General features: G+C 67.7%; 29 protein-coding genes and 1 tRNA gene. 16 read left to right on the forward strand and 14 right to left on the reverse strand.

The window, feature by feature from the left end:
* Positions 1 to 68 precede the first annotated feature (68 nt).
* From ACYQ0R_RS12520 to ACYQ0R_RS12560, 9 genes are all read left to right on the forward strand, one after another.
* Positions 69 to 938 (forward strand): CbiX/SirB N-terminal domain-containing protein, encoded by an 870-nt coding sequence (locus ACYQ0R_RS12520; protein WP_459824273.1) that lies wholly within the window; start codon positions 69 to 71, stop codon positions 936 to 938.
* Positions 939 to 941: 3 nt separating this feature from the next.
* A complete protein-coding gene (locus ACYQ0R_RS12525; RefSeq protein WP_459824275.1) occupies positions 942 to 2,120 on the forward strand; it encodes a DR2241 family protein in 1,179 nt (392 codons plus the stop codon).
* A 178-nt stretch (positions 2,121 to 2,298) separates the two neighbouring features.
* Positions 2,299 to 2,847, forward strand: coding sequence for a hypothetical protein (locus tag ACYQ0R_RS12530; RefSeq protein ID WP_459824277.1), 549 nt, complete (start codon positions 2,299 to 2,301; stop codon positions 2,845 to 2,847).
* 40 nt (positions 2,848 to 2,887) lie between these two features.
* On the forward strand, positions 2,888 to 3,268 hold the full coding sequence (locus tag ACYQ0R_RS12535) for a Rid family detoxifying hydrolase (RefSeq protein ID WP_459824279.1): 381 nt from the start codon (positions 2,888 to 2,890) through the stop codon (positions 3,266 to 3,268).
* A complete protein-coding gene (locus tag ACYQ0R_RS12540; protein WP_459824281.1) occupies positions 3,269 to 3,544 on the forward strand; it encodes a DUF7981 family protein in 276 nt (91 codons plus the stop codon). It abuts the gene before it with no gap.
* 27 nt (positions 3,545 to 3,571) lie between these two features.
* A tRNA-Ser gene (locus ACYQ0R_RS12545) sits at positions 3,572 to 3,653 on the forward strand.
* A 101-nt stretch (positions 3,654 to 3,754) separates the two neighbouring features.
* Entirely contained in the window at positions 3,755 to 3,922 is a 168-nt protein-coding gene (locus ACYQ0R_RS12550) for a hypothetical protein (RefSeq protein WP_459824283.1), read from the forward strand.
* A 95-nt stretch (positions 3,923 to 4,017) separates the two neighbouring features.
* Positions 4,018 to 4,842, forward strand: a complete 825-nt coding sequence (locus ACYQ0R_RS12555; protein WP_459824285.1) for a phosphatase PAP2 family protein — start codon at positions 4,018 to 4,020, stop codon at positions 4,840 to 4,842.
* Positions 4,843 to 4,920: 78 nt separating this feature from the next.
* Positions 4,921 to 5,712, forward strand: coding sequence for an FkbM family methyltransferase (locus tag ACYQ0R_RS12560; protein ID WP_459824287.1), 792 nt, complete (start codon positions 4,921 to 4,923; stop codon positions 5,710 to 5,712).
* A gap of 32 nt (positions 5,713 to 5,744) precedes the next feature.
* On the opposite strand, the gene mtnP is transcribed toward ACYQ0R_RS12560, so the two are convergent.
* The 4 genes from mtnP to ACYQ0R_RS12580 form a co-directional block, all read right to left on the reverse strand.
* On the reverse strand, positions 5,745 to 6,611 hold the full coding sequence (mtnP, locus tag ACYQ0R_RS12565; RefSeq protein WP_459824289.1) for an S-methyl-5'-thioadenosine phosphorylase: 867 nt from the start codon (positions 6,609 to 6,611) through the stop codon (positions 5,745 to 5,747).
* Between the two features lie 102 nt (positions 6,612 to 6,713).
* A complete protein-coding gene (locus tag ACYQ0R_RS12570) occupies positions 6,714 to 7,892 on the reverse strand; it encodes an inorganic phosphate transporter (protein WP_459825766.1) in 1,179 nt (392 codons plus the stop codon).
* 2 nt (positions 7,893 to 7,894) lie between these two features.
* Positions 7,895 to 8,023, reverse strand: a complete 129-nt coding sequence (locus ACYQ0R_RS12575) for a DUF7859 family protein (RefSeq protein WP_459824291.1) — start codon at positions 8,021 to 8,023, stop codon at positions 7,895 to 7,897.
* A gap of 348 nt (positions 8,024 to 8,371) precedes the next feature.
* Positions 8,372 to 8,881, reverse strand: a complete 510-nt coding sequence (locus ACYQ0R_RS12580) for a metallophosphoesterase (protein WP_459824293.1) — start codon at positions 8,879 to 8,881, stop codon at positions 8,372 to 8,374.
* 133 nt (positions 8,882 to 9,014) lie between these two features.
* Here ACYQ0R_RS12580 and ACYQ0R_RS12585 point away from each other — a divergent pair, with 133 nt between their 5' ends.
* Positions 9,015 to 9,965 carry a calcium/sodium antiporter gene (locus tag ACYQ0R_RS12585; RefSeq protein WP_459824294.1) on the forward strand — a complete coding sequence of 317 codons (951 nt, stop codon included), beginning with the start codon at positions 9,015 to 9,017 and terminating at the stop codon, positions 9,963 to 9,965.
* Positions 9,966 to 9,989: 24 nt separating this feature from the next.
* Here ACYQ0R_RS12585 and ACYQ0R_RS12590 read toward each other — a convergent pair whose 3' ends face one another.
* The 3 genes from ACYQ0R_RS12590 to ACYQ0R_RS12600 all read right to left on the reverse strand — a co-directional run bounded on the left by ACYQ0R_RS12590 (position 9,990) and on the right by ACYQ0R_RS12600 (position 13,691).
* Positions 9,990 to 10,154 carry a hypothetical protein gene (locus tag ACYQ0R_RS12590; protein WP_459824297.1) on the reverse strand — a complete coding sequence of 55 codons (165 nt, stop codon included), beginning with the start codon at positions 10,152 to 10,154 and terminating at the stop codon, positions 9,990 to 9,992.
* 970 nt (positions 10,155 to 11,124) lie between these two features.
* Positions 11,125 to 12,969 carry an SLC13 family permease gene (locus ACYQ0R_RS12595; RefSeq protein ID WP_459824300.1) on the reverse strand — a complete coding sequence of 615 codons (1,845 nt, stop codon included), beginning with the start codon at positions 12,967 to 12,969 and terminating at the stop codon, positions 11,125 to 11,127.
* An 80-nt stretch (positions 12,970 to 13,049) separates the two neighbouring features.
* Entirely contained in the window at positions 13,050 to 13,691 is a 642-nt protein-coding gene (locus ACYQ0R_RS12600; RefSeq protein WP_459824302.1) for a metal-dependent hydrolase, read from the reverse strand.
* Between the two features lie 226 nt (positions 13,692 to 13,917).
* Here ACYQ0R_RS12600 and ACYQ0R_RS12605 point away from each other — a divergent pair, with 226 nt between their 5' ends.
* Together ACYQ0R_RS12605 and ACYQ0R_RS12610 are read left to right on the forward strand one after the other, a co-directional pair.
* Entirely contained in the window at positions 13,918 to 14,535 is a 618-nt protein-coding gene (locus ACYQ0R_RS12605; protein ID WP_459824305.1) for a VOC family protein, read from the forward strand.
* Position 14,536: 1 nt separating this feature from the next.
* Complete coding sequence (locus ACYQ0R_RS12610) at positions 14,537 to 15,301, forward strand: alpha/beta hydrolase (RefSeq protein ID WP_459824308.1); 765 nt, start codon at positions 14,537 to 14,539, stop codon at positions 15,299 to 15,301.
* An 18-nt stretch (positions 15,302 to 15,319) separates the two neighbouring features.
* Here ACYQ0R_RS12610 and ACYQ0R_RS12615 read toward each other — a convergent pair whose 3' ends face one another.
* Entirely contained in the window at positions 15,320 to 16,258 is a 939-nt protein-coding gene (locus tag ACYQ0R_RS12615; protein WP_459824310.1) for a transcription initiation factor IIB, read from the reverse strand.
* Between the two features lie 164 nt (positions 16,259 to 16,422).
* Between ACYQ0R_RS12615 and ACYQ0R_RS12620 the strand changes: the two genes are divergently transcribed.
* Positions 16,423 to 16,950, forward strand: coding sequence for a DUF7858 family protein (locus ACYQ0R_RS12620; protein WP_459824312.1), 528 nt, complete (start codon positions 16,423 to 16,425; stop codon positions 16,948 to 16,950).
* Between the two features lie 58 nt (positions 16,951 to 17,008).
* Here the strand turns inward: ACYQ0R_RS12620 and ACYQ0R_RS12625 are convergent, their stop codons facing one another.
* The 4 genes from ACYQ0R_RS12625 to rnz all read right to left on the reverse strand — a co-directional run bounded on the left by ACYQ0R_RS12625 (position 17,009) and on the right by rnz (position 19,951).
* Positions 17,009 to 17,767, reverse strand: a complete 759-nt coding sequence (locus ACYQ0R_RS12625) for an AAA family ATPase (protein ID WP_459824314.1) — start codon at positions 17,765 to 17,767, stop codon at positions 17,009 to 17,011.
* Positions 17,768 to 17,886: 119 nt separating this feature from the next.
* Positions 17,887 to 18,318 (reverse strand): HIT family protein, encoded by a 432-nt coding sequence (locus tag ACYQ0R_RS12630; protein WP_459824317.1) that lies wholly within the window; start codon positions 18,316 to 18,318, stop codon positions 17,887 to 17,889.
* Between the two features lie 77 nt (positions 18,319 to 18,395).
* On the reverse strand, positions 18,396 to 18,899 hold the full coding sequence (locus tag ACYQ0R_RS12635) for a hypothetical protein (protein ID WP_459824318.1): 504 nt from the start codon (positions 18,897 to 18,899) through the stop codon (positions 18,396 to 18,398).
* A gap of 119 nt (positions 18,900 to 19,018) precedes the next feature.
* On the reverse strand, positions 19,019 to 19,951 hold the full coding sequence (rnz, locus tag ACYQ0R_RS12640; protein ID WP_459824319.1) for a ribonuclease Z: 933 nt from the start codon (positions 19,949 to 19,951) through the stop codon (positions 19,019 to 19,021).
* A gap of 50 nt (positions 19,952 to 20,001) precedes the next feature.
* Between rnz and ACYQ0R_RS12645 the strand changes: the two genes are divergently transcribed.
* Positions 20,002 to 20,277 carry a DUF7538 family protein gene (locus ACYQ0R_RS12645; protein WP_459824322.1) on the forward strand — a complete coding sequence of 92 codons (276 nt, stop codon included), beginning with the start codon at positions 20,002 to 20,004 and terminating at the stop codon, positions 20,275 to 20,277.
* Positions 20,278 to 20,362: 85 nt separating this feature from the next.
* Positions 20,363 to 22,303, forward strand: a complete 1,941-nt coding sequence (locus tag ACYQ0R_RS12650; protein WP_459824324.1) for an ABC transporter ATP-binding protein — start codon at positions 20,363 to 20,365, stop codon at positions 22,301 to 22,303.
* Here the strand turns inward: ACYQ0R_RS12650 and ACYQ0R_RS12655 are convergent.
* Positions 22,300 to 22,614: a DUF5789 family protein gene (locus ACYQ0R_RS12655; RefSeq protein ID WP_459824327.1), complete on the reverse strand. Its 315-nt coding sequence runs from the start codon at positions 22,612 to 22,614 to the stop codon at positions 22,300 to 22,302. The two genes, ACYQ0R_RS12650 and ACYQ0R_RS12655, sit on opposite strands and share 4 nt — an antisense overlap.
* Before the next feature lie 119 nt (positions 22,615 to 22,733).
* On the opposite strand from ACYQ0R_RS12655, the gene ACYQ0R_RS12660 reads away from it, so the two are divergent.
* On the forward strand, positions 22,734 to 23,531 hold the full coding sequence (locus tag ACYQ0R_RS12660; RefSeq protein WP_459824330.1) for a creatininase family protein: 798 nt from the start codon (positions 22,734 to 22,736) through the stop codon (positions 23,529 to 23,531).
* Positions 23,532 to 23,782: 251 nt separating this feature from the next.
* Here ACYQ0R_RS12660 and ACYQ0R_RS12665 read toward each other — a convergent pair whose 3' ends face one another.
* The gene (locus tag ACYQ0R_RS12665) at positions 23,783 to 24,868 is read right to left on the reverse strand and encodes a nicotinate-nucleotide--dimethylbenzimidazole phosphoribosyltransferase (protein ID WP_459824333.1); all 1,086 of its coding nucleotides are present in this window, start codon (positions 24,866 to 24,868) and stop codon (positions 23,783 to 23,785) included.
* Positions 24,869 to 24,952: the final 84 nt, after the last annotated feature.

The raw sequence follows: 24,952 nt of genomic DNA on the forward strand, positions 1-24,952 counted from the left end.
GACGCGGCTATGAATCAACGCGGCCCCGTCTCCGAAGTCCCTAAGAGTTCCGCGACCCGAGTGCGCGTATGCAGTCGCTCGTCATCGTCGCACACGGCTCACACCTCAATCCTGATTCCAGCACGCCGACGTACGACCACGCAGACACGATACGTGCGGTCGGAGCGTTCGACGAAGTTCGGACCGGCTTCTGGAAGGAGGAACCGCATCTTCGAGAGGTGCTCAGAACCGTCGAAGGGACGGAGATCTACGTCGTTCCCCTGTTCGTCTCGGAGGGCTACTTCACCGAGGAGGTGATCCCGCGGGAGCTCCGGCTCGCCGGCTGGGACGTCAGCGAATGGGACTCCGACGGGCTCTCCGCGGATCAGGCGACGCTCGTCGCCGAGGATCTCGACCGAGACGTACACTACTGCGGCCCCGTCGGAACCCACGAGGCAATGACGGACGTGATCGTCCGCCGGGCCGAGTCGGTGACCGACGACCCGGATGTCGGTGACGGGTTCGGGCTGGCGGTCGTCGGCCACGGCACCGAACGCAACGAGAACTCCGCGAAGGCGATCGAGTACCACGCCGACCGCGTCCGCGAGCGCGACCGGTTCGACGAAGTGCGGACGCTGTACATGGACGAAGACCCCGAAGTCGACGACCTCCCGGAGCACTTCGAGAGCGACGACGTCGTGTTGGTCCCGGTGTTCGTCGCGGACGGCTACCACACACAGGAGGATATCCCCGAGGACGTCGGGCTGTGTGAGGACCACACGGACGGATACGACGTGCCCGCGGACGTCGACGGCACGCGCGTCTGGTACGCCGGCGCGGTGGGGACGGAGCCGCTGATGGCCGACGTCATTCTGGAGCGCGCAGCCGACGCCGGCGCGGAGCTCGGAGACGCGCTCGCGGCCGTGCGTGAGACGACCCGCGTCGCGACGGGGGACTGACGCGTGACGAACCACCCCACCGCAGACGAGACGAGCGTCGAAATCGATCCGCCGAGCGAGGCGTTCGACGCGTTTTCGACGGCGATCGAGGCGCTCGACCCCGACGAGACGCTCCGGTTCGAGCAGTTACGAGTGAGTCGCGATGGCGACGAGGTCGTCTTCGAAACCGAAGACACGCGGTACGAGCTCGCGTCCGACCGCGAGATCCACGACGCGGCCGAGGCCAACGCAGCGATCGTGACGAACTGGTACTTCTTCGAGCACGTTGCGGGTGATCACCCCCCTCGGCGCGCGTTCCTGCGCTGGCTGGAACACAGCGAGGACACCGCGGTCGGGGAGCGGTACGCCGCGCTCCGCGACGGGCTGGTCCGCGAGTGGGGACAGCTCCGGATCACCGTCCGGCTAACCGATCGCGGCGAGCGTCGGTACGACGTGCGCCACGTCGATGACGCGGATGCGACGACCGGCGGCGACCTAGAGACGTACGACGACCCGCTTGACGCTCGCCGGCTGGTGAAGTTCGACGACGACGGCCGGTATCGGCCGTTAAAAACCGCTCCGACGCTCCCGACGGGGTGGGCGTTTCCCGAACTCGGCGCGCGCGAGGTGTACGAGACGGTCGAAACCGTCTACCCTGCCACGGTCGTCAACTGGCACAGAGAGCGGGACGGACGGCTCGACATCGACCACTGGCGCGAGACGATGGAGCGGCAGTCCGGTATCTACGGCGTCATCAAGACGTGGGACCGCGGTGAGGGGTACGAGCACGTAAATCGGGTGGCTGAGGCGTGCTGTGACGACTCACAGTGTCTGAAACGTCGCGAGTGGCAGTACGACGAGGAGACCGACCTCGACGTCGACGGCGGCGACGGCGTGTTCCCGTGCCGCGAGCCGTGTTCGCTCGTCGTCTCGGCCGCTCGGAAGTGGACACAGCTGGACGGTGAGACGGAGCGAACATACGAGTTCGAGCTCACGCCGAGCGAGAAAGAGCAGATCGAGACGATCATCGACGCCGTCGCCGACGGTCGGACTCACGAGATCCGCGAGGCCGACATCTACGACGGCGCGAACCGCTACCGCGCTCGGTATCTCCGGGCGAAGCTGTTCGACGAGGACGGCAACCTCGCCGGCGTTCCCACGGAGCCGGCGGAGGACGACGGCAGCGAGAGCGGGTCGGAGTAGCTGCGTCGCCCTCACCGGTGACGTGAGCTCGGCCGACACGTTTTGACGGATAGCCAGCGGAAGCCTCGCCGTTCACGCAGGGTGGAAGTCAACATCGACACAGTCGGGTTAATCCGGGGCAACCCGCGTTAATCGTCTCGACGGTTCAACTCGCTCGCGTTCCCACGGCCGGTCACGGATGACCGACGACAACCTAACGAGATCGACGTTCGATCACGGAACGGTTCGGTCGGCGAGCAGGCTGATCCTGACCGCGCTCTCGCTCGTGGTCCTGCTGTACTTGTTAACGGTGCTCCCCGGGATCGACCGGGTGATTCCGAACACGCCCGTCACCATCGCTGCGCTCGTGACGGCCATCGTTACGGTCGTGGTCGCAGGGCTGCTGATCTACGCGGCACCGAAGCTCGCGACGCTCGCACGCCTTGCGGTCGAAGGCTCGTGGTCTTCGAGCGCCGCCGGGCGCGACGCGAAGCGTGATCCCGTCGCCGAGAACGCCGCCGGGATCGTGTACTGGCTCGTCGCGCTTGCGGCCGTGGTCGTTACGCATCGCGGGCTGGCGGGTGCGGTGACGCCGCTTCTCGACGGGGCGGTGTGGGTGTACGACGCGGCGTTCCTCCTCGTCTCGCTGGTCCCGCTCGTTTTCGCCGTTGCGCGACTGGCGGCGGCGGTCGACCCGCTCTCGACGCGGATCGCGGACCGGGTAGCTGGCCCGCCGGACGGCGAGTGAGCCGAACACAGTTAAGTACGCTCACGGCGGGGATCCCGTCATGAAGGAGGTCGTTGACACGGATGCGGCACCGGACGCGGTCGGTGCGTACAGTCAGGCGACGAGGACCGACGAACTCGTGTTCACCGCCGGGCAGATCGCGTTGACCCCCGACGGCGAGCTTCTCGCGGATGCGTCGGTGTCGGAGCAGACGGAGCGGGCGCTCGACAACCTCCTCGCCGTGCTCTCGGCAGCCGGTGCGGCTCCCAGTGGCGTGGTAAAAACGACGGTGTATCTGGCGGACATCGACGATTTCGAGGAGATGAACGAGGCGTACGCAGACTACTTCACGGAGTCGCCGCCGGCCCGCTCCGCGGTGGAAGTCGGCGCGCTTCCGAAGGGTGCGGCCGTCGAGATCGACGCCGTCGCGATCATCGAGTAGATGTCCGGAGAGCCTGAATCCACCGAGGAGGACCGCCCGACTGAGGAGCTACCGGGCGTGCCGGCCACGAAGCGAAATCGAGCGAAGTCGGCGGTGCTGTGGGGAGTCGTCGGCGGGTTCACCTTCCTCGTGCTCGCACAGGGGTATCTCCTAGTCGGCGGCGACCTTCCTTTCCGGTATGCGTGGCTGTTCGTCGTCGCTGCCGCCGTCACCTCCGGATCGAGCGTGATGGTCTTCCTCACGGAACACCGAGTTGGGTCGAAAAGAAGGACTTAACAGTCCCAGCGGATTAGCTTCTCGTGAGCCAGGATGGCCGAGTGGTAAGGCGCACGCCTGGAAAGCGTGTTCCTTCACGGGATCGGGGGTTCAAATCCCTCTCCTGGCGTTTTTCGACGACCATCTCAGGAGCCACGGCCGCATCAGCTCGATCCGTGTGGCACACCGACGCAAGGTTCATATCCATGGGGTGTGTTGACACGGGTGACGATGCCAGATACGAAATCGGGCCGTGAGCGGAAAGGCAGAAACAAGCGCCGACAGCTCGAGAGCCGCCTCAACGAGCGGGAACTCGAGGCTGACGACGAACCGCCCGAGCCGACGACCGACGAGGTCGACTCCGAGTATCTCGTCGACCTCGACGACCTCGAGGAGTGACCCCGCGAATCCGCTCGGCTCCCGTAGCCGTCCGAACGTCGTTCCGATCCTGACGAAGCCGGACGCTTTTGCTCTCCCAGTCCGACGCTTCGTTCGTGATCCCTCCCGAAACGCTCGCGCTCGTGACCGTGCTGCTCGTGGCGGTGGGCCTCGGCGTCGCCGTCGCGTGCTGGGTCTGTGTTGGACCACACCGGCTCCGGTCCGCCAGGAGCCGCCCAGCGTGGTTTCGTCACCGACTGCGCGCGGCCGTCCCGTACCTCCTCGGTCTTGCGGCCGTCCTGATCGTTAACAAGGGGTTACAGAGCCGGATCGAACGGTTCTCCCACGTGTACGGAGTCGACGCGACCGCGACGTTACACGCTATCGAGGGTGATCTGGTCGTCACGCTTCAGGGATGGATGCCGGACCCCGCGGTGGCGTACTTCGCGGCCGCGTACGTCGTCGGGTACGCCGTGCTGCTCGTGATGCCGCTCCTCGCGTACCTGTTCGCGGAGCACGCTCGCCCCATCAAACTTGTCGTAACCGCCTACGCCGTCAACTACGCCGTCGCGATCGTCTGTTACGCCACCGTCGTCGCCTACGGCCCCCGTAACGCTGCCCGAGCGAGTCCCGGGACGGAGGCAGATGCGCTTCTTCTCGAACTCGTCCCAAACATCAACACCGTCACCGCGCTCGTCAACACGAACACGAACGTGTTCCCGTCGCTGCACACGTCGCTGTCCGTCACCGTCCTGCTCGTCGCCGCTACGACCCGCGAGGAGTTTCCGCGATGGTTCGGGCTGGCCGCCGTGCTGGCCGCGTCGGTCGTCGCCTCGACGTTGGTGCTCGGGATCCACTGGCTGACGGACGTCGTTGCCGGAGCCGTCCTCGCCGTGATCGCCGTCGGCTTCGGGAGCCTCGTCGTCGACCGCTGTGGCTGACGACAATCGGGAGCTTCCGCGATCGGACCGCGCGAAAGAAGCTAAGTCGGTCCGGGACCACCCGTCGAACGTCGCCGAATGCTCCTCGACGGACGCACGTACACGGAGACGATACAGCGGGCCACGAGAGCGGTCGGGCTCCACACCCACCTGAAATCGCTGTACTGGGGGTTACGAATACCTCGCCTGCTGTACGCGATCTCCGCGCGCGACTCTATCGTCCACGAGATCGACGGCGTGGCGGTCGAATGCCCGACCGAGACGTACTGGCAGTACCGGCGGTTTCGCTGGATGCATCCGGAGGTTGGGATGTTCGAGGAGCTGCTTGCGGAGTTGGACGACGACGACGTGTTCTACGACGTCGGTGCGCATCTCGGCTGGCACTCGCTGGTCGCCGCGAACGCTGCCGCCGGCGTCGACGTGGTTGCGTTCGAGCCCCATCCGACCACCGCGTCGCGGCTCGATACCGTCCTCACGACCGCCGGCCACGACATCGGGGTACGGACGGTCGCGCTCGGCGACGCGGACGGCACCGTCGAGTTCACCGCGGCTCCCGACCCGGACGCGCACGTGTCCGGTGTGCTGCCCGGAGACGGCGGCGAGACGATCCCCGTCGACGTCGTGCGCGGCGACACGCTCGTCGCGAACGGCGAGATCGCCCCGCCCGACGTGGTGAAGATCGACGCGGAGGGTGCCGATGCGGCCGTGCTCCGGGGACTCTCGGAGACGATCGATTCGGCACGGCCGCGCCGGATCTACTGTGAGGTCCACCGGGACGAAGCGGAGATACTCGACCTGTTGGACCGGCTTGGATACACGGCCGAGCCGCTGTCGTCCGCGCGACCGATACTGAAGGCGACGCCCCGGTGAGCCGGCTGCGGGCGGACGAGACGCTTCCCACGCTACAGATACTCGCCGAGCAGCGGCTCGACGCGCTTGCGGGTCTCCTCGGGGATAGCCTCCGGCGGCGTGTTGACCGTACCCTCCAAGGCCGTGTGTGCCTCACAGGTGTGGTCGTCGGGGAGCGTTCGGACCGCCTCCTCGACGGCGGCTTTGATCGCCGACTGGTTCCGTTCAGCGTTCGCAAGCACCTCCTCGAGAGTCACCTCGCTGTCCTCCTTCCAGACGTCGTAGTCGGTGACGCCCGCGATCGTCGCGTACGCGATCTCCGCCTCGCGGGCGAGCTTCGCCTCCGGGATCGCGGTCATCCCGACGACGTCCCACCCTTGCGACCGGTAGAACTCCGACTCGGCCCGCGTCGAGTACTGTGGCCCCTCGATGCAGACGTACGTGCCACCCTTTTTGACCGGCGTGTCGGTGTCAGATGCCTCGCGTGCCGCCTCGGTCAGGTGGTCGACGAGCGCCGGACTGTACGGGTCCGCGAACGGCTGATGGACGACGACGCCGTCGCCGTAAAAGGAGAGATCGCGGTGTTTCGTCCGGTCGTAGATCTGGTCGGGAACGACGAGCGTGCCCGGCTCCAGCTCCTCGCGGAGACTCCCGACCGCGTTCGACGCGAACACGTGGGTGACACCCGCCTTTTTCAGTGCGTACATGTTCGCGCGATACGGGAGATCCGTCGGCGACGCGCCGTGGTCACTCCCGTGGCGGGGAAGGAAGGCGACGTCCCGCCCGGTGTCGGTGAACTCGCCGATCGTCACCGCATCGCTCGGTTCGCCGTACGGCGTTTCGAACTCGACCTCGCGGACGTCGTTCAGGGGGAGCGCCTCGTAGATGCCGCTCCCGCCGATGAAGCCGATGGTGGACATGTCGGTAGCTCCGGTCGCTCGCTACTTATAAGGCGTGAACCGCGGCGCGACGTGGGGTGGTTCGACGAGGCGACGCATCGACCGATCTCCGGGGTAGATCGCTCACAGCGCCAGCGACACCGCCGAGTAGACGCCGAACCCGAGCAGCAGCGAGCCGCCCAGCGAGGCGATCCAGGCAAGCACGGTGTACCCCATCTTCGCGCGACTGACGCCGGCGTCGCCGGCGGCGTACCCCGCCCCAACGATCGCGGAGACGATGATCTCGTTGAACGAGACGGGGATCCCGAACGCGACCGCGGTCTGGGCGATCGCGAACGACGGAATGAGCGCGGCGATCGACCGACGCGGTCCCATCGAGGCGTAGTCCTGTGCGATCGCTTTGATCATCCGCGGCGCACCGGTCCAGGAGCCCACGAGGAGACCGACGCCACCCCCGACGAGCAGCGCCCACAGCGGAACGCCGACGTCGCCGAAGATCGGCACCAGCGGACCGATCGCGAGTCCGACCTGCGAGCCGCCCGCCGAGAAGGCGACGAGACCACCCATTACGAGAAGAAATCGGCGCTGCGCGCCAGCGCGATTGCGTCCGATGTCGACGTACACCGTGACCGCCGAAAGCGTCACGATCGCGGCCGTCACCGCGGCAACACCCCCCGAACCGGGAAGCCCGAGACCCGGGCCGAGAACCGCGGCGACGGAGGCCTGTTCGCCGTCGGAGCCGAGCAGCGCGAAGCCGATGTTCGCGAGGATACCGCCGACGAGCCCCGAGAGCACGGCCGTGAGCAGCCGCTCAGGAAGCCGGTCGGTGATCAATCCGCGGGCGACGGCGTACGCGACGCCACCGCCGACGAACGGGGTGAGGATCCACAGCGCGAGTATCTCCGTGTACTTCGCCCACGCGGGGTCACCACCCATCGCGAGGCCGACGCCGACGACCGCGCCGGTAACGGTGAACGCCGTCGCGATCGGATAGCCGGCGAACACGCCGATGGCGACGAGTCCGGCCGCGGTGAGCAGCGCGACGATCGCCGCCCCGGCGGTGAGCGTCACGCCGCCGATCAGCTCCGTGCCGACTGCCTCCGTAACGTTCCCACCCTGCAGCACCGCGCCGAGAAAGCCGAGGACGCCGACGACGAGACCGGCCCGCATGACGGAGATCGCGTTCGCCCCGACCGCCGGTGCGAACGGCGTTGATCCCGAGGAGCCAGCGCCGATCGACCACGCCATGAACAGGCTGGCGACCGCAGCGACGAGGAACGTGAGGACGGTGACGGCGACCATCACTACCGTTTGCCGTCCTCGTACCCCTCACGCAGTCCGATCAGGGTGCGTCGAACGAGCAGGTAGCCGAAGAAGAAAAGCCCCAACAGAGCTACGAGAAGGAGCGCGACGAGCGGGTCGATCGAAACCATACCCCCGGTTCCGTCGGAATCGAGTTATGCGTTTCGACGCCGGTCGGGGTCGTCCCGCCGGACGCCACGGTGTCGGCTTCTCGATGACTCAAAACGGCGTTTGTGTCTAAACCACCTATAAGATGCCCGCCACCCAACGATCGGCTGCGACACCCGCTTCGGCCCTCCAATCCATCCGATCCGTTTCGTTCCGTTTCCCCCCACCGAGGGACCGCCCCGCCCCGGGCGGTCTCCGAGAGACCAAGCGAGGTGTCGCGCCCGGTCGCCGACCCCCTGCGGCGATCGGCAGTTCGGCTGACGACCGCACTGTCGTCAGCGATTCGACCGCGTCACGCGGAACTGATCGCGTCACACGTGGATCGTAAACTCTCTAAACACCTCGCCGTCGGGCGTGACGAGGCAACCTTCGATCCCGCCGGGTATCGACTCCAACTCCGCGTGTGCCGGTCTGTTCCCCCGAGGCTGTGCGTGGCTTCCCGGATTTAGCAGCGCCACGTCTGCCGAGTCGTCGAACCGCGGTGCGTGACTGTGGCCGTGGACGACGACGTCGGCGTCACGCTCACGACCGAACATGAGCAGCCCCGTGTCGCCGCTTCGATGCCGGTGAGTCACGGCGATCCGCGCACCGCCGTATTCGACGACGCGACGCTCGGGCAGGCGATCGCGGATCGCGAAGTCAGCGTTGTTACCGTACACCGCTCGGAGGTTTCGCGCTTCCGTGTAGAACGCGTCGAGAACTGGTTCGCGATAGAAGTCGCCCGCATGGACCACGACGTCGGCGTCGCGGACGGCGGCGTAGGTACGGCCGCGCAGTCGGTGGCCCTCGGTGCTGTGTGTGTCGGACACGACGACGAGCATGCCGATCCGTCCGTCGGCCGGGTGCTTAAACCGACGGTCAGCGTTCTCACCGTGCGACCGCGACGAACGTCTCGCCGCCGGTCACCCGCCTGCCACCGCGTCGTTTTTGCCCCGACGCCGTGAACGGCTCGTCGTGCCTCTGGGATCGCCGGCCACCGAACTCCTGTTGCTCGCCGCCGGTGTCGGTCTGCTGTACGCCGGTGCCGAGCTGTTAGTGAAGGGAGCAGCGGATCTCGCGCTCGCGATCGGGCTCAAGGCGTCGACGGTCGGAGTCACGGTCGTCGCGTTCGCCACGACCGCGCCGGAGCTGTTCGTCGCCGTGCTCGGCGCGCTCACCGTCTCGACGGATATCGGGCTCGGTGCGATCATCGGGTCGAACATCGCCAACATCGGCCTCGTTCTGGGCGTCGCCGCGTTGATCCGTCCGCTGGCGGTGTCCGAGACGGTGATCGAACGCCACGTGCCGTTCATGGTCCTCGCCGCGCTGCTGCTCGTCGCGCTCGGGTGGAACGGACGGATCGGGACGGTCGAGGGCGTCGTCCTCCTCGCGACGCTTACCGGGTTCACGTTCGTCGTCATGCGACGGATCCAGCGCACCCAGTCGGGGATCACGGCCGCGCAGCGTCAGGAGATGCCGGACGCGAGGGCTCGGGACGTCGGGAAGGTGGTCGCCGGAATCGTCGCGCTCGTGCTCGGCTCTCGCTGGCTGATCGAAGGCGGTCGGGAGCTGCTGGCGGCTGCCGGCTACTCGGATCTGTTCATCGGGCTCACCGTGCTCGCGATCGGGACATCGCTGCCGGAGCTCGCCGCCAGCGTCGTTGCGGCGGTCCGCGACGAGGCGAGTTTCAGCGTCGGCAACGTCGTCGGCTCGAACATCTACAACGTGCTTGCCGTGATCGGGATCCTCGCGTTGATCACTCCCATCGACGTCGCTCCCGGCGTCCGGGCGTTCGAGTTCCCCGCGCTCGTGGTCTTCACCGTGCTCCTCGTCGGGCTAATGTACCGGGGCGCACGGCTCTCCCGGATCGACGGCGCGGTGCTTGTGGTCTCGTACGTCGTCTTCGTGTCCCTGCTTCTGCCGTGAGTCGTACGCCTCCCGAGTTCGCGATCAGTCGTACGGACCGCGGTCCTGTCCGTAGCCGCGCTCCATCACGGCGCATTCGCCGTTCGAGTCGATCAGGATACGTCCCTGATACCCGCAGTCGCCGTTGTTGTTGTACTGACACGGGATACATCGGCACTCGACGTCCTTTCCGGATGAAGGGAGTGGCATTCGATCCGATACGTTACTGCTGTGGTGTGTTCACTCTTTGCATGATCGGATCGCCTTCAGGGCACGATCACTCCAATATCTCATCCGAACCAACCGCCGGAACGAGCCTGCTTCGTGATCAATACCGGGCGTACGTCGCTCACGAGGGGGGATGGGTGGTTTATACGTGATTGCGTGATGGATCTGGAGGTGATTTATAAGTGAGTCGCGGGAGCGATAGCTCCGCGACGAACGATCTGAAAGCCCCAGCCGGGAGGCGGGCGCACGCTTGCTGCGCGCTTCGGTCGCTCACGTCGTTCGCTCCCTGCAGTGCTTGTGTCGCCTGCGCCCGCCTCCCGGCTGCCCCTTTCAACCCCACCCGACCGCACCGCAACCGCACCTCACGCCTCCCCAGCCTCGTCGGCGGCTCGCGCGTTCCGCGCTCGCCGCCGCCTCCCTCGCACGCGCTCCTCGCGCTCTTTCCAGAGCGCTCGGAGGCGCGCGCCGACCGCCCGCCGTTACCTGATACATGAATCATGCTCTGCGGTGTGGTTGCGGTGGCGCGCGCCGCGAGCGGGCCTTCGGCCCGTGAGCGAGCGCGCGAGGGAGACCGGAGGGGCCGCCGAGCGTTCCGGCGGCCCCTCCGGTCGAGGCTGGGGCGGTCCGAGGCTGCGGTGCGGGGCGGGACTGGAAGGGGCAGCCGCGAGGGCGACGCACGGCGAAGCAAGCACTGCAAGGAGCGAGCGAAGTGAGCGACTGAAGCGCGCAGCGAGCCGCGCGAGCCGTCGCGGCTGGGGCTTCCAAGTCGGTCTCTGCTCCACCGCTCACTTATATACCACTCCTCACCACGCTGAATACACCTTTATAAACCACACATCGATTCTCGTATGCGCAATATACGCCCGAGATCGGTCAACTCGAACAGTGGCAGCGTCACGGGAGACGCGTCGATCGAGTCGTCGCGCCGGTCTCCACGGAGCGACAAACCGACTCATATCCCCCACACCAACCAGATCGCGACGGTCGTCACGACCGCCAGCAGGAACTGCAGCGGCGCGCCGACCCGCAGGAAGTCGGCAAACTCGTAGCCGCCCGGCCCGTACACCATCAGGTTCGTCTGGTAGCCGACGGGAGTCATAAAGGAGGTCGCGCCCGCGAACATCACCGCGAGCAGGAACGTGAACTCGTTGGCTCCGAGTCGGCCCGCGGCCTCGACGGCGACCGGGATCATCAACACGACCGTCGCAACCGGTGTAATGACGTTCGCGAGCAGGCCGGTAACGACGTAAAACAGAAGCAGCACTGCGAGCAACGGCAACACCGCGCCGGTCGCGACGAGCAGTTCGGAGATCGCCGCCGCGCCGCCCGTCGCCTCCATCGCGAGTCCGAGCGGGATCACCCCCGCCAGAAGGAAGATCACGTTCCAGGAGACCGCGTCGTACGCGTCCGCCGAACTCAGACAGCCGGTCACGACCATCACGAACACGCCCGCGAGCGCCGCGATGACGATGGGAAGGAGATCGAGGGCGGCGACCCCGACCACCCCGGCCATGATCGCGACCATCACCGGCGTCTTCGGCGAGAGCGGGGCGATCTCCGCGACGTCGGCCTCGGCGAACCGGTCGTAGGCGGTTTCGTCGGCGACGACGATCACCCTAGTGTCCGTGAAATATCGGATCGACGCCGGCGTCGTCCGGACGAGGAGGAGATCCCCGGCGCGAAGCGTCCGGTCGGCGAGCTCCGTCCGGATCAGCTCGTCGCCGCGCCGGATCGCGAGAACCGCGGTTCGGTGATACTCGCTCAGCCCGGTCTCCGCGACCGTCTCGCCGACGTACCGGGAGTCGTCGGGGACGACCGCCTTCGCGAGCACGTCGTCGGTGGGTGCCTCCTCGAACGTCTCCTCGGTCACCGGGCTGCGGAGCAGCTGTCCGAGCGCCGTCTCCTCGCGAAACCGGTTCACCGCCTGCAGCGTGCCGTGAACGACCAGTTCGTCGCCCTCCTCGATGACGCGGTCGGTGTGCGGGGCGCTGAACGCCTCCTCGCCCCGGCGGAGCTGGAGGATCCGGATCTCCGGGTGGGTCTCGTCGAACGCGCCGACCGGCTCGCCGACCGCCGTCGACGCCGCGCGAACGCGCATCACCGCGAGGTTGTCCTCCAGATCGAACTCCTCGACCGCGTCCGAGTCGGCGGGGATCCGCTCGGGGACGAGCCGCCGGCCGACCGTGAGCAGGTACGCGAGCCCGACGACGAGGATCACGACCCCGACCCCGGTGAACTCGAACATCCCGATCCCGTCGCGTCCGGGGATCAGTATCCGAGCGAAGTCGCTCGCGAGGATGTTCGTCGACGAGCCGATCAGCGTGAGCGTCCCGCCGAGAATGGCGGCGTACGACAGCGGCAAGAGGAGCTTCGACGGACTGATCCCGGACTGCTCGGCGAGATCCGATATCATCGGGATGAAGACGGCGACGACCGGCGTGTTGTTGATAAAGCCCGCGATCGGACCGGTAGTACACACCGTCGCGACCAGCGCGCGGAACTCCCGGCCGGCGGTGAAATCCGCGAGATACATCCCCAGTCGCTGGACGAGGCCGGTCGCCTGGATCCCGGCGCTCAGCATGTACATGGCGACGATCGTGATCGTTGCCGGGTTCGCAAACCCGGAGATCGCCCCGCGGCCGTCGACGCCGGTCCACGGTTCGAGCACGACGAGCGCGGCGATGACGCCGATCGCCGTGACGTCGTTCGGGATGACCTCGCTCACGAACAACACGAGCGCCGCGCCGATGAGGGCGAACACCACGACTGCACCGACGGAGAGCCCCGCGATCACCATACGCCACCCACATCGGAGAGGGTAATGGGTGTTGTGCCGAGGCGGCTGCGACGGTCGAGCGTCGCCGACGAGTGGTCCGACTACCGGCGGCTGCAACCCGCTCGAAGCCGGTCGCGCACCGCTCGAAGCCGGTCGCGCACCGCTCGGAGTCGGTCGCTCACCATCCGAGCGCGCGAGCAAATGCGGGAAGCCACGTCGGAGAGCCGGCGACGAAATCCGGCGTACACGACGCCGACGACGAGCGCGATCGCGGCGAGCGTCCGGAACGGCTCCACGAGGCCGACGAGCGCGACGCTGCCGGCGACCGTCGCCACGAGAAGATCCTCCGGCGCGCCGTCGTATCTGGTCCAGCGTCTCGCGTCGAGCCACCGTCCCTGCACGTGGTCGTACACCGCTCGGTCCGACTTCCGCTCCCACGGTCGGAGTTCATGGCTGCCGCCGTACCTGTCCATCCGGCAGTGGAGCGCGGCCGCGACGAGCGTGCTCGCGAGCACGACCGCCTCCGCCGTCGGGACCGCGATCGCGAGCGCCGCGGCCGGGACCGCCGCGAGCACGTATCCCGTCGGGTAATGGAAGGTTCGTCGGTGGATCGCAGCGACATCAACGTCGGGAAGCACGCTGCCGACGAGTGCGCCGACGAGGATCGGCGTCGCCAACTCGGGGACCGCGACCGCGACCGGAGCGGCGACCGCGAGCCCGACGAGCACGTGCGTCGGAAGCATCACGGACGACCCACCGCCGTTCGATCCGTTCTCACGACCGTTCGAAGGCGCTCGGCGTGGATAAGCGTCGGGGAGTCGGAGGGCGGTGCGGAACGCCGCGGAAGCAGAGGACGGTGCGGAACTCACGGGACCGGCGGATCCGAGCCCCGGGGGCGATAACATCGACGTCAGTGGGTCACACGCCGGTCCCTCCCGTCTTTATGCGGATCGGTCTCCCAGTAGCGGTATGAGCGACGACGACCCTGCTCCGGTGACCTCGGAGCGTCCGGACGCACCGTTTCACACCACCGGCACGGACCATATCACGATCTGGGGAAGCAACGCCGAGGACACGATCGCGTTCTACCGCGACCTGCTCGGCATGCCGCTGGTCCTCCGGCAGCCGAACCTCGACGACCCCTCCCAGACGCATCTGTTTTTCGACACCGGCGACGACCGGATCCTCACCGTCTTCGTGAGCGACGACCGGCCGTCCGCTCGGGGACAGCGCCCGGGCGTCGGCGGGGTTCATCACCTCTGTTTCAGCGTCGATCCCGACGAGTACGAGGAGATAATGGCCGCCCTGGAGGACGCCGGCCACGGCTACAACGTGTTCGACCGGGGCGTCTTCCACTCCATTTACACGCAGGACAACAACGGGCTCGTCATCGAGCTGTCCGCGGACAAGTACGAGATCCCCGACGGTCGAAAAGGTGAGGTGCTCGCGACTGCCCAGCGGCTCCGCGAGGCGGACGACGCGGAGTTCGCTCAGGACCGTCACATGGAGGGAGCGTTAGCGGAGCTCGGCATCGACGTCGTGAAACACGACCTCCCCGATGCGCGGACGGGAACCGGCGTGAACTGAGATGCAGAGACCACACGGGAGCGGATCCGGCGAGGACGACCCGCACGGCGACCGGCCGCTCGTCACGGCCGGGGCGGATCTCGACGACGCGGACGCGGCGGTCGTGCTCGTTCACGGCCGGGGGGCGACTGCGCGGAGCATCCTCGGGTTCGGCGAGCAGATAGCCGGGGCGGACGGCGCGGGCGCTGGGGACGTCGCGGCCGCTGGGGACGTCGCGGCCGCTGGGGACGTCGCGGCCGCTGGGGACGCGGGGTCGAGCGTCGCGCTGCTCGCGCCCCAGGCGGCCGCGAACACGTGGTACCCGAACTCCTTCCTGCAGCCCGTCGAGCACAACGAGCCCGGCCGAAGCTCCGGGCTCCGCGCGGTCGGACGCGCCGTCGAGGCCGCGACCGACGCCGGGATCGAGACGGACGCCGTTCTGATCGGCGGGTTCTCACAGGGCGCGTGTCTGGCCAGCGAGTTCGTCGCCCGGAATCCCGAGCGATACGGCGGGCTCGCCGTACTGAGTGGCGGGCTAATCGGCGAGACCGTCGACGTCGACGATTATCTCGAGACGGCCGACGGCGCGACGCTCGAGGGGACGCCCGCGTTTCTCGGCTGCAGCGACGTCGACCCCCACATCCCCGAAAAGCGGGTCCACGAGACCGACGGGGTGTTGACCGATCTCGGCGGGGACGTCACCACGCGGATCTACGAGGGGATGGGCCACGGGATCAACGACGACGAGATCGAGTTCGTTTCCGAGATGGTCGACGCGCTGGCGTAGCTCCCGGCGCGGCACCGACTACACCGAGTCCGTGAGTTCCACGTACGTCCGACGGACGGTCACCGGCGTGACGTCGGCGACGGCGGCGGCGTCCTGCTGGGTGCAGTCGGCGTCGAGCTGGCGCGCCGCGGTGTACAGACAGGCGGCGGCGACGCCGACCGGGTTGCGACCGTTGGCGATCCCCTCCGAGACCGCGCGCTCCGCCAGCTCGGTTGCGCGACGCTCGACGGCTGGCGGACAGTCGAGTTCGGAGGCGAACCGTGGGAGGTACTCCGCGGGTGCGGTCGGCCCGATCGGAAGACCGAGCTCGCGGTTCATCGCGTCGAACGCCGCGGCGTGTTCGTCCTCGGTCGCCTTCGCCTCCGCGCACACCTCGCCGACCGTGCGTGGCACGTCCGCGGTGCGACAGGCGACGTAGACGCACGCAGCGGCGAACCCCTCCAGCGAGCGGCCCCGGAGTAGGCTCTCCGACTGCGCGGAGTCGAAAAGCGAGCAGGCGGTGTCGCGGATGCTGTCCGGCAGCTCCAGTACTCCCGTCAGCCGCCGGATCTCGGTGTACGCGTACACCTTGTTGCGGTCGCGTTTCGAGGAGATCCGCGCGCGGTTGTGCTGGGTGCGCATCCGTGCAAGCCGACGACGCTTGCGACCTTTCACGCGCGTCGATCGGCCGATTTCCGTCGAGAGTCCGCGGTCGTGTCGCGAGCGCGTGATCGGCGCGCCCGTCCGCTCCGGATTGGTGTCGTCATCGTCGAACGACCGCCACTCGGGACCGTGGTCGATCCGGTCGGCCTCGACGACGAGCCCGCAGTCCGCACAGACGCGCTCCGCGTCGTCCGCCCGCGTCCGTCCGCCACACTCGGGACACTCCTCCCGAGACCGCGGTTCGGACCGTGCGTTCGCGGCGCGAGTCGTTCGAGTTCCCTGCGACCGAGCGCGAGTCGAGCGTGCCTCACTCATCACATCTCACTCTCGGGCCCGATGCCTTACTTAAACCCGGGAGGATCGCGGGGAGTTCCGCGTTCTCGACTAGCGATAACCAACCGGTTACCGGTAGGTTGTGATATCGTCGGAGCCGTCTGCCTGCCCGTAGTTTTAACACGTATCGTCGGGCACTGGTGAACATGACGCTGTCCGAGATCGCCGACGGGTTGGAGGTGACGACCCGGCAGCGAGACCGAGGAGTTGCCGTCGCGGACGACACGGACACGCCGCTTGCGGAGCGGCTCCGCGAACACGCCGCGGCGCTGCCGTGTACGCCCGAGGCGACCGCCACCCTCGTCGACGAGTACACCGCCGGTCGGAGCGTCGGCGACGCGGCTCGCGACGCCGGCGTCTCGCCGATGACGGCCGCGAAGACGCTGCATCGCTGCGGCGTCACCGGAGTCTGTCCGCTCGCCCCGACCCGACGAGGCGTCGTCCGCGACTGGCTCGACGGCCGACTGTCACGGAGCGAGGCCGTCGAACTCACCGGCGGCGATGACGCCGACTTCGCGCTCGCAACGTACGTCGAGACCCACGAGCCGATCCGGCCGGTCGCGGACGCGGTCGACGCGGCGATCGCGGGGTCGTCGCCGCTCGGCGGCGGGCTCAACGAGAACGACTCGTCCGCCCTCGGAACTGGCGCGCTCGACGACGCCCTCGGCGAATAGACGGGGTGGCGGTGGCGCTTCCGGCGTCCACCGGCCCACCACCGGAGCCTCGCGGCGACTACCGAACCCTGTCGATCAGTCTCGACTCCTCGAATGAGACGCCGATCGGCGTGCCGAACAGCTCCTCGTAGGCCGTCGCAACCGCACGAGCGTACCGGTCGTCACCGGTGACCGCCGACGGTGCGTCGGCGATCGAGGGGTCGGTCGGCGGGAGCACGACATCCGCCTCCGTCGCTGCGTCCTCGGTCGTGGCCGGCGGATGGACGACCGCGAGCGTTCCGTCCACGTTCGCGCCGACATCGGCAACGCGGCCGCGGAGCCGCTGGAGCGCATCTCTACCGTGTGGCGTCGCGGGACGCACGCCGATAACGCGATCGACGGTAGTCACCGCGGCGACCGCCTCGTTGGACGCGACGGGCGACACGTCGACGATCACGGCGTCGTAGCCGCTGGCGGCCTCCTCGATCCGCGCTTCGAGCTCCCGAGCCGCCTCGACCGTCTTCGCGCGAGCGACGCGCTCGAACGGTGCACGGGCGGGTATCGCGTCCGCCCGGGCTGGCGTGTCGGCTTCGCGGCCGATCTCCGTGGGGTACGTCGCCGCCGTCAGCGACGCGTCGGTCCGGTCGGTGAGAAGCGCCGTCAGATCGGTTCCGATCCGGCCGGAGACGTACTCGGAGAGCCCTTGCGTGGCAAGCGCGGCGTCAACGATGGCTACGTCGCGTCCGTCACGGACGCCCATCGCCGCAAGCTCGATCGCCGTTCGCGTCGTTCCCGCACCGCCGGTCGCCCCGACCAGCGCGAGCGTCGTCGCCGTCATACACACGAGTTCCCGCGGTTTCGTTTGTAAACACTGTGGAACTCGGATGACTGGCCAAGAACGGATCGACGAACGAAGCGGTCTCCCAGAACCGATCGGCTACGCGCCGGCCGCGTCGGTTACGCGCCGGTCGCGTCGGCGATCTCGTCGGCGACCGCATCGAGCTCCTCGTCGGAGAGGTCCGGGCGTCGTCCGGCAACCGCGTGGATCGGCGAGCCGCCGTCGCCCTCGAACCGCGGAACGACGTGTGCGTGAACGTGGGGGATCTCCTGCCCGGCCGCCTCACCGTCGTTGATCCCGACGTTGGCGGCGTCGGCGTCGACCGCCTCCTGGATCCGCGGGGTGAGTTCGGCGACCGCGTCGAAGACGGCGCTCGCGAGCTCGGAGCCGAGGTCGCCGACGTGCCGAGCGTGCGATTTCGGTATCACGAGCGTGTGCCCGCGTGCGAGCGGGTTCGCGTCGAGAAATGCCAGCACGTCGTCGGTCTCATACACGGTGCGAGCCGGTATGTCACCGGCGACGATCGAACAGAAAATGCAGTCGTCGGACATACGCGTGCGATCGGGTGCGCCCGGTATCAAGGTTTCCCGGTAGAGTGTTCCTCAGCCACTCCCCGGTAGAGTGTTCCTCAGTCCTCGCCGACCGTCTCGCGCACCGTCCCGCCGACGACGAGCGCTGCGCCGATGATCACGAGGTTCTTGATGATGTACTGTCCCTCGACCGTGAGTCCGTGCGGGAACGTTGCGAACACGACGTCCGGAAGCAACACGATCGGGAGGAACGTGCCGGGCATCTGGAGGAACAACAGCAGGATCCCGACCCGGATAAGCGGCCGGTACAGGAGACAGAGGCCGATGAGCACCTCCCAGACGCCGAGGATCGGGACGAAGAGCTCCGGCGGCACGAGATACACCGTCGAGGCGACCAGTTCCGCCGCCGGGCTCCCCCCGATCACCTTGAGTCCCCCGAACCAGATGAAGACGACCCCGAGCGCGATCCGGAGCGTCGGCACACCGAGCCGGTCCATCTGCTCGGCGATCGTTCGATCGAGACGGTCGAACTCCTCGCGAAACGACCGCCCGTCTTCGGAGGAGGCACTCTCGGAGCTTTCGACTTGTTTTGAGGTGCTCATTCTCGCTCAACTACTGTACGTGCTCCACGAACAAAAGGGGTCGTTCGAGCCCCAGACGCCGGGAACAGCCCGTTCGAGCGGGGGCGAAAAAACATCCGAGCCGGTGGGTGCCGTCCGGATCACGTCCCGTTCTCGGGAAACGGGATCTCGAGGAGTCGACCGTCGTCGGGGACGAAACAGTCGCCGTCGAACGCCTCGCGGGCCTCGCGGCGGATCGGCGAGGCATCACCCGCGTACCGCGAGGAGATGTGGACCAGCGCGAGCCGCGTCACGCCGGCACGCCGCGCGACGCGTCCCGCCTCCCGACCCGTCGAGTGAGCGGTCTCCCTCGCACGATCGGCCATCTCGTCGGCGAACGTGGCGTCGTGAACGAGTAGATCCGCGTGCTCCGCGACCGCGACCGTTCGATCGCTCGGGCGGGTGTCCGCCGTGTACACCAGCTTCCGGCCGGGACGAGAGGGACCGACGACCTGCTCCGGCTCGACGACCGTGCCGTCGTCCAACTCGACGGTCTCGCCCTCGTGGAGTCGGCCGAACTTCGGACCAACCGGAACGCCGAGCTCCTCCGCTCTCGGTCGGTCGAAGCGACCGGGACGGTCGTCCTCCTCCAACACGTACCCCTGCGACCGGGTATGATGGTCCGTCTCGAACGCCCGGATCTCGTAGCCGTCGCCGTCGAGCGCGACCTCGCCTGGAGCAACGACGTCGAACGCGACGTGAAACCCGGGGTCGTGGCCCACGGCGTGGACGAGATCGTGGAGATCCGACCGCGTGTTCGGCGGACAGTGGATCGTCAGCGGCTCGTCCCGCTCGTTGAAATCGAGCGTCTGGATCAGCCCGGGGATCCCGAGGACGTGGTCACCGTGGAGATGTGAGACGAACAGGTGGTCGATGCCGAACCCGGTTCCGAATCGCATCATCTGTCGCTGGGTACCCTCTGCGCAGTCGAACAGCAGGCGATCCCCCTCGCGGTTGACGAACAGGGCGCTTGGCGCGCGCTCGGTTGTCGGGACCGCACCGCCGGTCCCGAGGAAGGTGACGCGAAGGGACATACCCGAACCTCGGTCGGCGTTTTTAAACCGGTGTCGATGTGATGGGGCGTATGGACGACTCGATCGCGGCGCTCGTGACGCTCGACGGCTGGCACGCGGAGGGCGCGGCCGCCCGCGTCCACTACGAAGGCGCTGGCGACCGGTTCGCGGTGGAGTACTACGCCGAGACCGACGCGGTCCTCTACTGGTCGGTGCCCGACGACGACGGCACGGCGACCGCCTCGCCCGTCGAGCGGGCGAGCGTCCCGGATCCGCTCCGAGAACGGATCCGGCGAGACCTGTCGGCCGCGGACGTCGACCCCGCAGTCGAAGGGAGAGAGATCTGATCGGGGGGCGTCAGGCGAACAGAGCGGACGTCGAACGAACCGACGAAACGAACCTATTTCCCTACTCCTCCGATAGGCACACAGGATGAGTGGCGTGGACTGGGAGGAAGACGACCCGTTCGAGGAGCAGCGGGAGAACGTCGAGAACCCGATGAAGCGGCTGTTCGTGGAGTACGGCCGCGACTACCCGCTGCCGGTGACCGTCGGGATCCTCGCGAGCGTCGTCGCCCGCCTCCTCGATCTCCTCCCTCCGCTGATGCTGGGGATCGCCATCGACGCGGTGTTCAGGGACGACGCCGCGTTCAGCGAGCAGGTCCCGCTCGTACTCCTCCCCGCCGAGTGGCTGCCCGCCACACAGACCGACCAGTTCTGGTTCGTCATCGCCGTCATCGCGGGCGCGTTCGGCGTCGGAGCGGCGTTCCACTGGATCCGCAACTGGGGGTTCAACGCGTTCGCACAGAACATCCAACACGACGTCCGAACGGACACGTACGACCAGATGCAGCGGCTGAACATGGCGTTTTTCGCCGACAAGCAGACCGGCGAGATGATGTCGATCCTCTCGAACGACGTGAACCGCCTCGAACGGTTCCTCAACGACGGAATGAACTCCCTGTTCCGGATGTCGGTGATGGTCCTCGGCATCGGCGTCCTCCTGGTCTGGATCAACCCGCAGCTCGCCTTGGTCGCGCTCCTTCCGGTGCCGATCATCGCGGGCGTCACCTACCTGTTCATCAGGATCATCCAGCCGAAGTACGCCGAAGTGCGTTCGACGGTTGGAACGCTCAACTCTCGACTCGAAAACAACCTCGGCGGGATCGAGGTGATCAAATCCTCGACGACGGAGCCGTACGAGTCCGACCGCGTCGACGACTCCTCGATGGACTACTTCGACGCCAACTGGGACGCGATCGAGACGCGGATCAAGTTCTTCCCGGCGCTGCGCGTTCTCGCCGGGATCGGATTCGTCCTTACGTTCGTCGTCGGCGGACTCTGGGTGTTTCAGGGGCCACCGGGGCCGTTCTCCGGCGAGCTCTCCGTCGGCATGTTCGTCGTGTTTATCCTCTACACCCAGCGGTTCATCTGGCCCATGGCGCAATTTGGTCAGATAATTAATATGTATCAGCGCGCTCGCGCCTCATCCGCACGGATATTCGGGTTGATGGACGAGCCGAACCGGCTGGCGGAGAATCCCGGGGCCGAGTCGCTGGAGGTGGGACGGGGAGACGTCGAGTACGACGACGTGAGCTTCGGCTACGACGACGAGCCAATAGTCGAGAACGTCGATTTCCGCGTCGACGGCGGCGACACGCTCGCGCTCGTCGGACCGACCGGCGCCGGAAAGTCGACCGTCCTCAAGCTCCTGTTACGGATGTACGACGTCGACGAGGGAGCGGTTTACGTCGACGGACAGGACGTCCGCGACGTGACGCTCGCCTCGCTGCGTCGGGCGATCGGCTACGTGGGACAGTCGTCGTACCTGTTTTACGGAACCGTCGCGGAGAACATCGCCTACGGATCCTTCGACGCGACCGACGCGGAGATCCGGGAGGCCGCGAAGGCGGCGGAGGCTCACGAGTTCATCGAGAACCTTCCGGACGGGTACGACACGATGGTCGGCGAGCGGGGCGTGAAGCTCTCCGGCGGCCAGCGACAGCGGATCACCATCGCGCGGGCCGTGTTGAAGGATCCGGCGATCCTCGTGTTGGACGAGGCCACCTCCGACGTCGACACGGAGACGGAGATGCTGATCCAGCGGTCGTTGAATCGGCTCACCGACGACCGCACCACGTTCGCGATCGCCCATCGACTCTCGACGATCAAGGGCGCGGACGCGATCCTCGTGTTGGAGGACGGCGAGATCGTCGAGCGGGGGACACACGAGGAGCTGCTCGACAACGACGGGCTGTACGCACACTTATGGGGCGTGCAGGCCGGCGAGATCGACGAGCTGCCACAGGAGTTCATCGACAGGGCCCAGCGCCGGACTGCCCGGATCGTCGAGGAGGGAGAGGACGACGATTAAACCGACTTCCGACTCCAGTCGTCCGCGGACGAGTCGTCCTCCTCGAGTACAGGATCGAGACCGACGCCGACCGCGAGACCCGTCAGGATCGCGTCCTTGACGTCGCGGGGGTCGCGAAAGCTCGTCTCGTCGACGCGAGTGAGAACGTCCTCCAGCCGATCGGTCCCTTCCGAGAACTCCAGCTCGAAGCCGCCGTACACCTCGACCAGCTCGGCTCGTGTCACCGGGTACTGGTGCTCGCGAAGCGCCTCTCGCAGCGGCCCGAACTCGACGTCGTCGGAAACGAGTTGGTCCGTGTTCTCGTTACTCATACCGCGGTGTTCACCGGGCAGCAGGTTAACGTTCCGGGACGCGTCGGCCCGTCCGCCGGCGGCGACGCATCCGCGAAGCAACCGCCGGCTATACGTCACCGGGGCGTCCAGATGGCGGTATGCGACTCGCGGAAGCGACCTGGACCGACGTGCGCGACGCCGACGTCGACGTCGCGGTCATCCCCGTCGGCAGCACCGAACAGCACGGGCCACACGCCCCGCTCGGAACGGACACGCTCAACGCGGTGGCGGTCGCCGACGCCGCGGCGAGCGAGTACGGATCGCAGCCCCGATCGGGCGTCGCTGACGGCGTCCCCCGCGGTGAGGCCGTCGTGACGCCCCCGATCCCGATCGGCGTCGCCGAGGAACACCGCGCGTTGGACGGAACGCTGTGGGTGACCCCCGACACGTTCCGGGCGTACGTCCGGGAGACCGCGGCGTCGCTGGCCGCACACGGGGTCGACCGCGTCGTGTTCGCGAACGGCCACGGCGGCAACGTCGAGGCGCTCGCCGAGGTCGCCCGACGGTTCTCCCGGGACCCCGACCACGACGGCTACGCGGTGGCGTTCACGTGGTTCGAGTCTGTCGGCGAGCACGCCGGATCGATGGGGCACGCCGGACCGCTGGAGACGGCGCTGCTGCGCGCGACGAACGGCGAACTCGTCCGTGAGGACCGGATCGAGGACGCGAGCGAGGGAGCCGCCGACCGATGGGGCCGATGGGTGTCAGGTGTGAACCTCGCACACGACTCCGTCGAGTTCACCGACAACGGCGTCGTCGGGGACCCGTCGGAGGGGACAGCTGAGCTCGGCGAGGAGCTGCTCGACCGCGCGAGTGGGGCGCTCGTCGATCTCCTTCGGGCCGTCGTCGACCGCGACGCCGCCGACACGTCACGCGACGACCGAGCCGGCGAGTGACATCCTCCTCGCCGTAAACAGTAGTTGCCGAACCTCTCAACGCGCCGCATATTGAGGATCCTACTCGCCAAATCCGGCGCGTTCTATTTATATATCTCTTTAGTAGATATATAAGTGAAGATCGTTGTTCACACCAGATCGTTGGCCGAGACAAGCTGATTCGGCAACTACTGTAAACGGCTGGATTCTCGCCTTGAAAAAAGATAGCTCGACGACCGAGCCGGCGATAGCTCGCCGGCCGACTCACCGACTCAGGAACCGTCGTCGTTCTCGGCCGTCGAGTGATCGCTCGCAGTTCCCGCGACCGCCGGATGGTCGTCGGGCGCGGCCGCGAGCAGGCGGTCGTACACCACGAGCGCGCGGTCCCGGACGTCGGCGACGGATATCGACTCGCCGGATGCCACGCCGGAGACGTCGCCGGCGGCCATCGCGAGCACGCCGCCCATGCCGACCCCCTCCTTCGCTTCACCGCGGCAGTACGCCTCGGTCAGCGAGTGTGTGACGGCGTCGAACGCCGGGTCGGTGACCGTCAGGTCGACGTCGAGGTCCGTCGCGAGTCCACGGACGTCGGCGCGCTCGTCGGCCACGACGAACGACGTGGTCGCGACGGACAGCGGCGCGTCGACGCCGAACGCCCGAAGCAGCGCCGCGACCGTACACAGCTGCGTCCCGCCCGCCAGCGTCACGCGTCCACCCCGATCGAGCACGCCGCGTGCGACCCCGGTCACGCCCGCGAGCGCCGGGTCGCCGACGGCTTGGAGCGCGCGAAGCGGAGCGTCCGCCGCACCGCCCGGAGCCAAGTCGCTCGCCGCGAGCCCTGCATCGACGACTCGACGCTTCCGCTCGAGGGGGTTCTCGGCGAGCGACGAGGAGACGGCAGTGCGCTCACCGAGCGCGGCGAGCGTCGCCATCGCGGTCGTCGTTCCGCCGGGGACCGTCTCCGCGATGACGACGTGGTCGTCCGGGAGGTCGTGACCGTAGCCGCGAGCCCGCTCGACGATCTCGGACGCGTCCGGAAGGGCGCGCGGCTCCCTGACGTCGCGTCCCGCGGTCGACGAAAGCGTACGGTCGGCCGTCTCCACCGGACGAGCCGACCCCGCATCGACCACGTCGACGTCGAATCCCAGCAGCTCGCGGCCGGCACGGGTGACGACCGCCGGCGTCGGACAGCCGGTCGGGCTCACCGGAACGACGCCCGTAGTTCGCGGTCGGCCGTGTTTCAGGATCTCGGCGTCGGCCGCAGGGGTGTGAGCGAGGAGCGCCGGTGACGCGCCAGCGGCGCTGATCCCGTCGATCCGGGCCGTCTCGGTCGTTCCGGTCACGAGGACGAACCGCATGTGGAATCGAGAGAGGAGCGACGACTACTTGAGCGATCCGGGAGCGGAGGGAACGAGAGCTACACCGGCCCTCATCGACGCGTT

It is taken from the genome of Halorubrum luteum (assembly GCF_054652935.1).

Excerpts from the sequence above, each read along its gene's own strand:
- ACYQ0R_RS12520 (WP_459824273.1), top strand. The coding sequence starts at position 69 with ATGCAGTCGCTCGTCATCGTCGCACACGGCTCACACCTCAATCCTGAT.
- ACYQ0R_RS12530 (WP_459824277.1), top strand. The coding sequence starts at position 2,299 with ATGACCGACGACAACCTAACGAGATCGACGTTCGATCACGGAACGGTT.
- ACYQ0R_RS12535 (WP_459824279.1), top strand. The coding sequence starts at position 2,888 with ATGAAGGAGGTCGTTGACACGGATGCGGCACCGGACGCGGTCGGTGCG.
- ACYQ0R_RS12540 (WP_459824281.1), top strand. The coding sequence starts at position 3,269 with ATGTCCGGAGAGCCTGAATCCACCGAGGAGGACCGCCCGACTGAGGAG.
- ACYQ0R_RS12550 (WP_459824283.1), top strand. The coding sequence starts at position 3,755 with ATGCCAGATACGAAATCGGGCCGTGAGCGGAAAGGCAGAAACAAGCGC.
- ACYQ0R_RS12560 (WP_459824287.1), top strand. The coding sequence starts at position 4,921 with ATGCTCCTCGACGGACGCACGTACACGGAGACGATACAGCGGGCCACG.
- mtnP (WP_459824289.1), bottom strand. The coding sequence starts at position 6,611 with ATGTCCACCATCGGCTTCATCGGCGGGAGCGGCATCTACGAGGCGCTC.
- ACYQ0R_RS12570 (WP_459825766.1), bottom strand. The coding sequence starts at position 7,892 with ATGGTCGCCGTCACCGTCCTCACGTTCCTCGTCGCTGCGGTCGCCAGC.
- ACYQ0R_RS12575 (WP_459824291.1), bottom strand. The coding sequence starts at position 8,023 with ATGGTTTCGATCGACCCGCTCGTCGCGCTCCTTCTCGTAGCTCTGTTG.
- ACYQ0R_RS12580 (WP_459824293.1), bottom strand. The coding sequence starts at position 8,881 with ATGCTCGTCGTCGTGTCCGACACACACAGCACCGAGGGCCACCGACTG.
- ACYQ0R_RS12590 (WP_459824297.1), bottom strand. The coding sequence starts at position 10,154 with ATGCCACTCCCTTCATCCGGAAAGGACGTCGAGTGCCGATGTATCCCG.
- ACYQ0R_RS12595 (WP_459824300.1), bottom strand. The coding sequence starts at position 12,969 with ATGGTGATCGCGGGGCTCTCCGTCGGTGCAGTCGTGGTGTTCGCCCTC.
- ACYQ0R_RS12600 (WP_459824302.1), bottom strand. The coding sequence starts at position 13,691 with ATGCTTCCGACGCACGTGCTCGTCGGGCTCGCGGTCGCCGCTCCGGTC.
- ACYQ0R_RS12605 (WP_459824305.1), top strand. The coding sequence starts at position 13,918 with ATGAGCGACGACGACCCTGCTCCGGTGACCTCGGAGCGTCCGGACGCA.
- ACYQ0R_RS12610 (WP_459824308.1), top strand. The coding sequence starts at position 14,537 with ATGCAGAGACCACACGGGAGCGGATCCGGCGAGGACGACCCGCACGGC.
- ACYQ0R_RS12615 (WP_459824310.1), bottom strand. The coding sequence starts at position 16,258 with ATGAGTGAGGCACGCTCGACTCGCGCTCGGTCGCAGGGAACTCGAACG.
- ACYQ0R_RS12620 (WP_459824312.1), top strand. The coding sequence starts at position 16,423 with ATGACGCTGTCCGAGATCGCCGACGGGTTGGAGGTGACGACCCGGCAG.
- ACYQ0R_RS12625 (WP_459824314.1), bottom strand. The coding sequence starts at position 17,767 with ATGACGGCGACGACGCTCGCGCTGGTCGGGGCGACCGGCGGTGCGGGA.
- ACYQ0R_RS12630 (WP_459824317.1), bottom strand. The coding sequence starts at position 18,318 with ATGTCCGACGACTGCATTTTCTGTTCGATCGTCGCCGGTGACATACCG.
- ACYQ0R_RS12635 (WP_459824318.1), bottom strand. The coding sequence starts at position 18,899 with ATGAGCACCTCAAAACAAGTCGAAAGCTCCGAGAGTGCCTCCTCCGAA.
- rnz (WP_459824319.1), bottom strand. The coding sequence starts at position 19,951 with ATGTCCCTTCGCGTCACCTTCCTCGGGACCGGCGGTGCGGTCCCGACA.
- ACYQ0R_RS12645 (WP_459824322.1), top strand. The coding sequence starts at position 20,002 with ATGGACGACTCGATCGCGGCGCTCGTGACGCTCGACGGCTGGCACGCG.
- ACYQ0R_RS12650 (WP_459824324.1), top strand. The coding sequence starts at position 20,363 with ATGAGTGGCGTGGACTGGGAGGAAGACGACCCGTTCGAGGAGCAGCGG.
- ACYQ0R_RS12655 (WP_459824327.1), bottom strand. The coding sequence starts at position 22,614 with ATGAGTAACGAGAACACGGACCAACTCGTTTCCGACGACGTCGAGTTC.
- ACYQ0R_RS12660 (WP_459824330.1), top strand. The coding sequence starts at position 22,734 with ATGCGACTCGCGGAAGCGACCTGGACCGACGTGCGCGACGCCGACGTC.
- ACYQ0R_RS12665 (WP_459824333.1), bottom strand. The coding sequence starts at position 24,868 with ATGCGGTTCGTCCTCGTGACCGGAACGACCGAGACGGCCCGGATCGAC.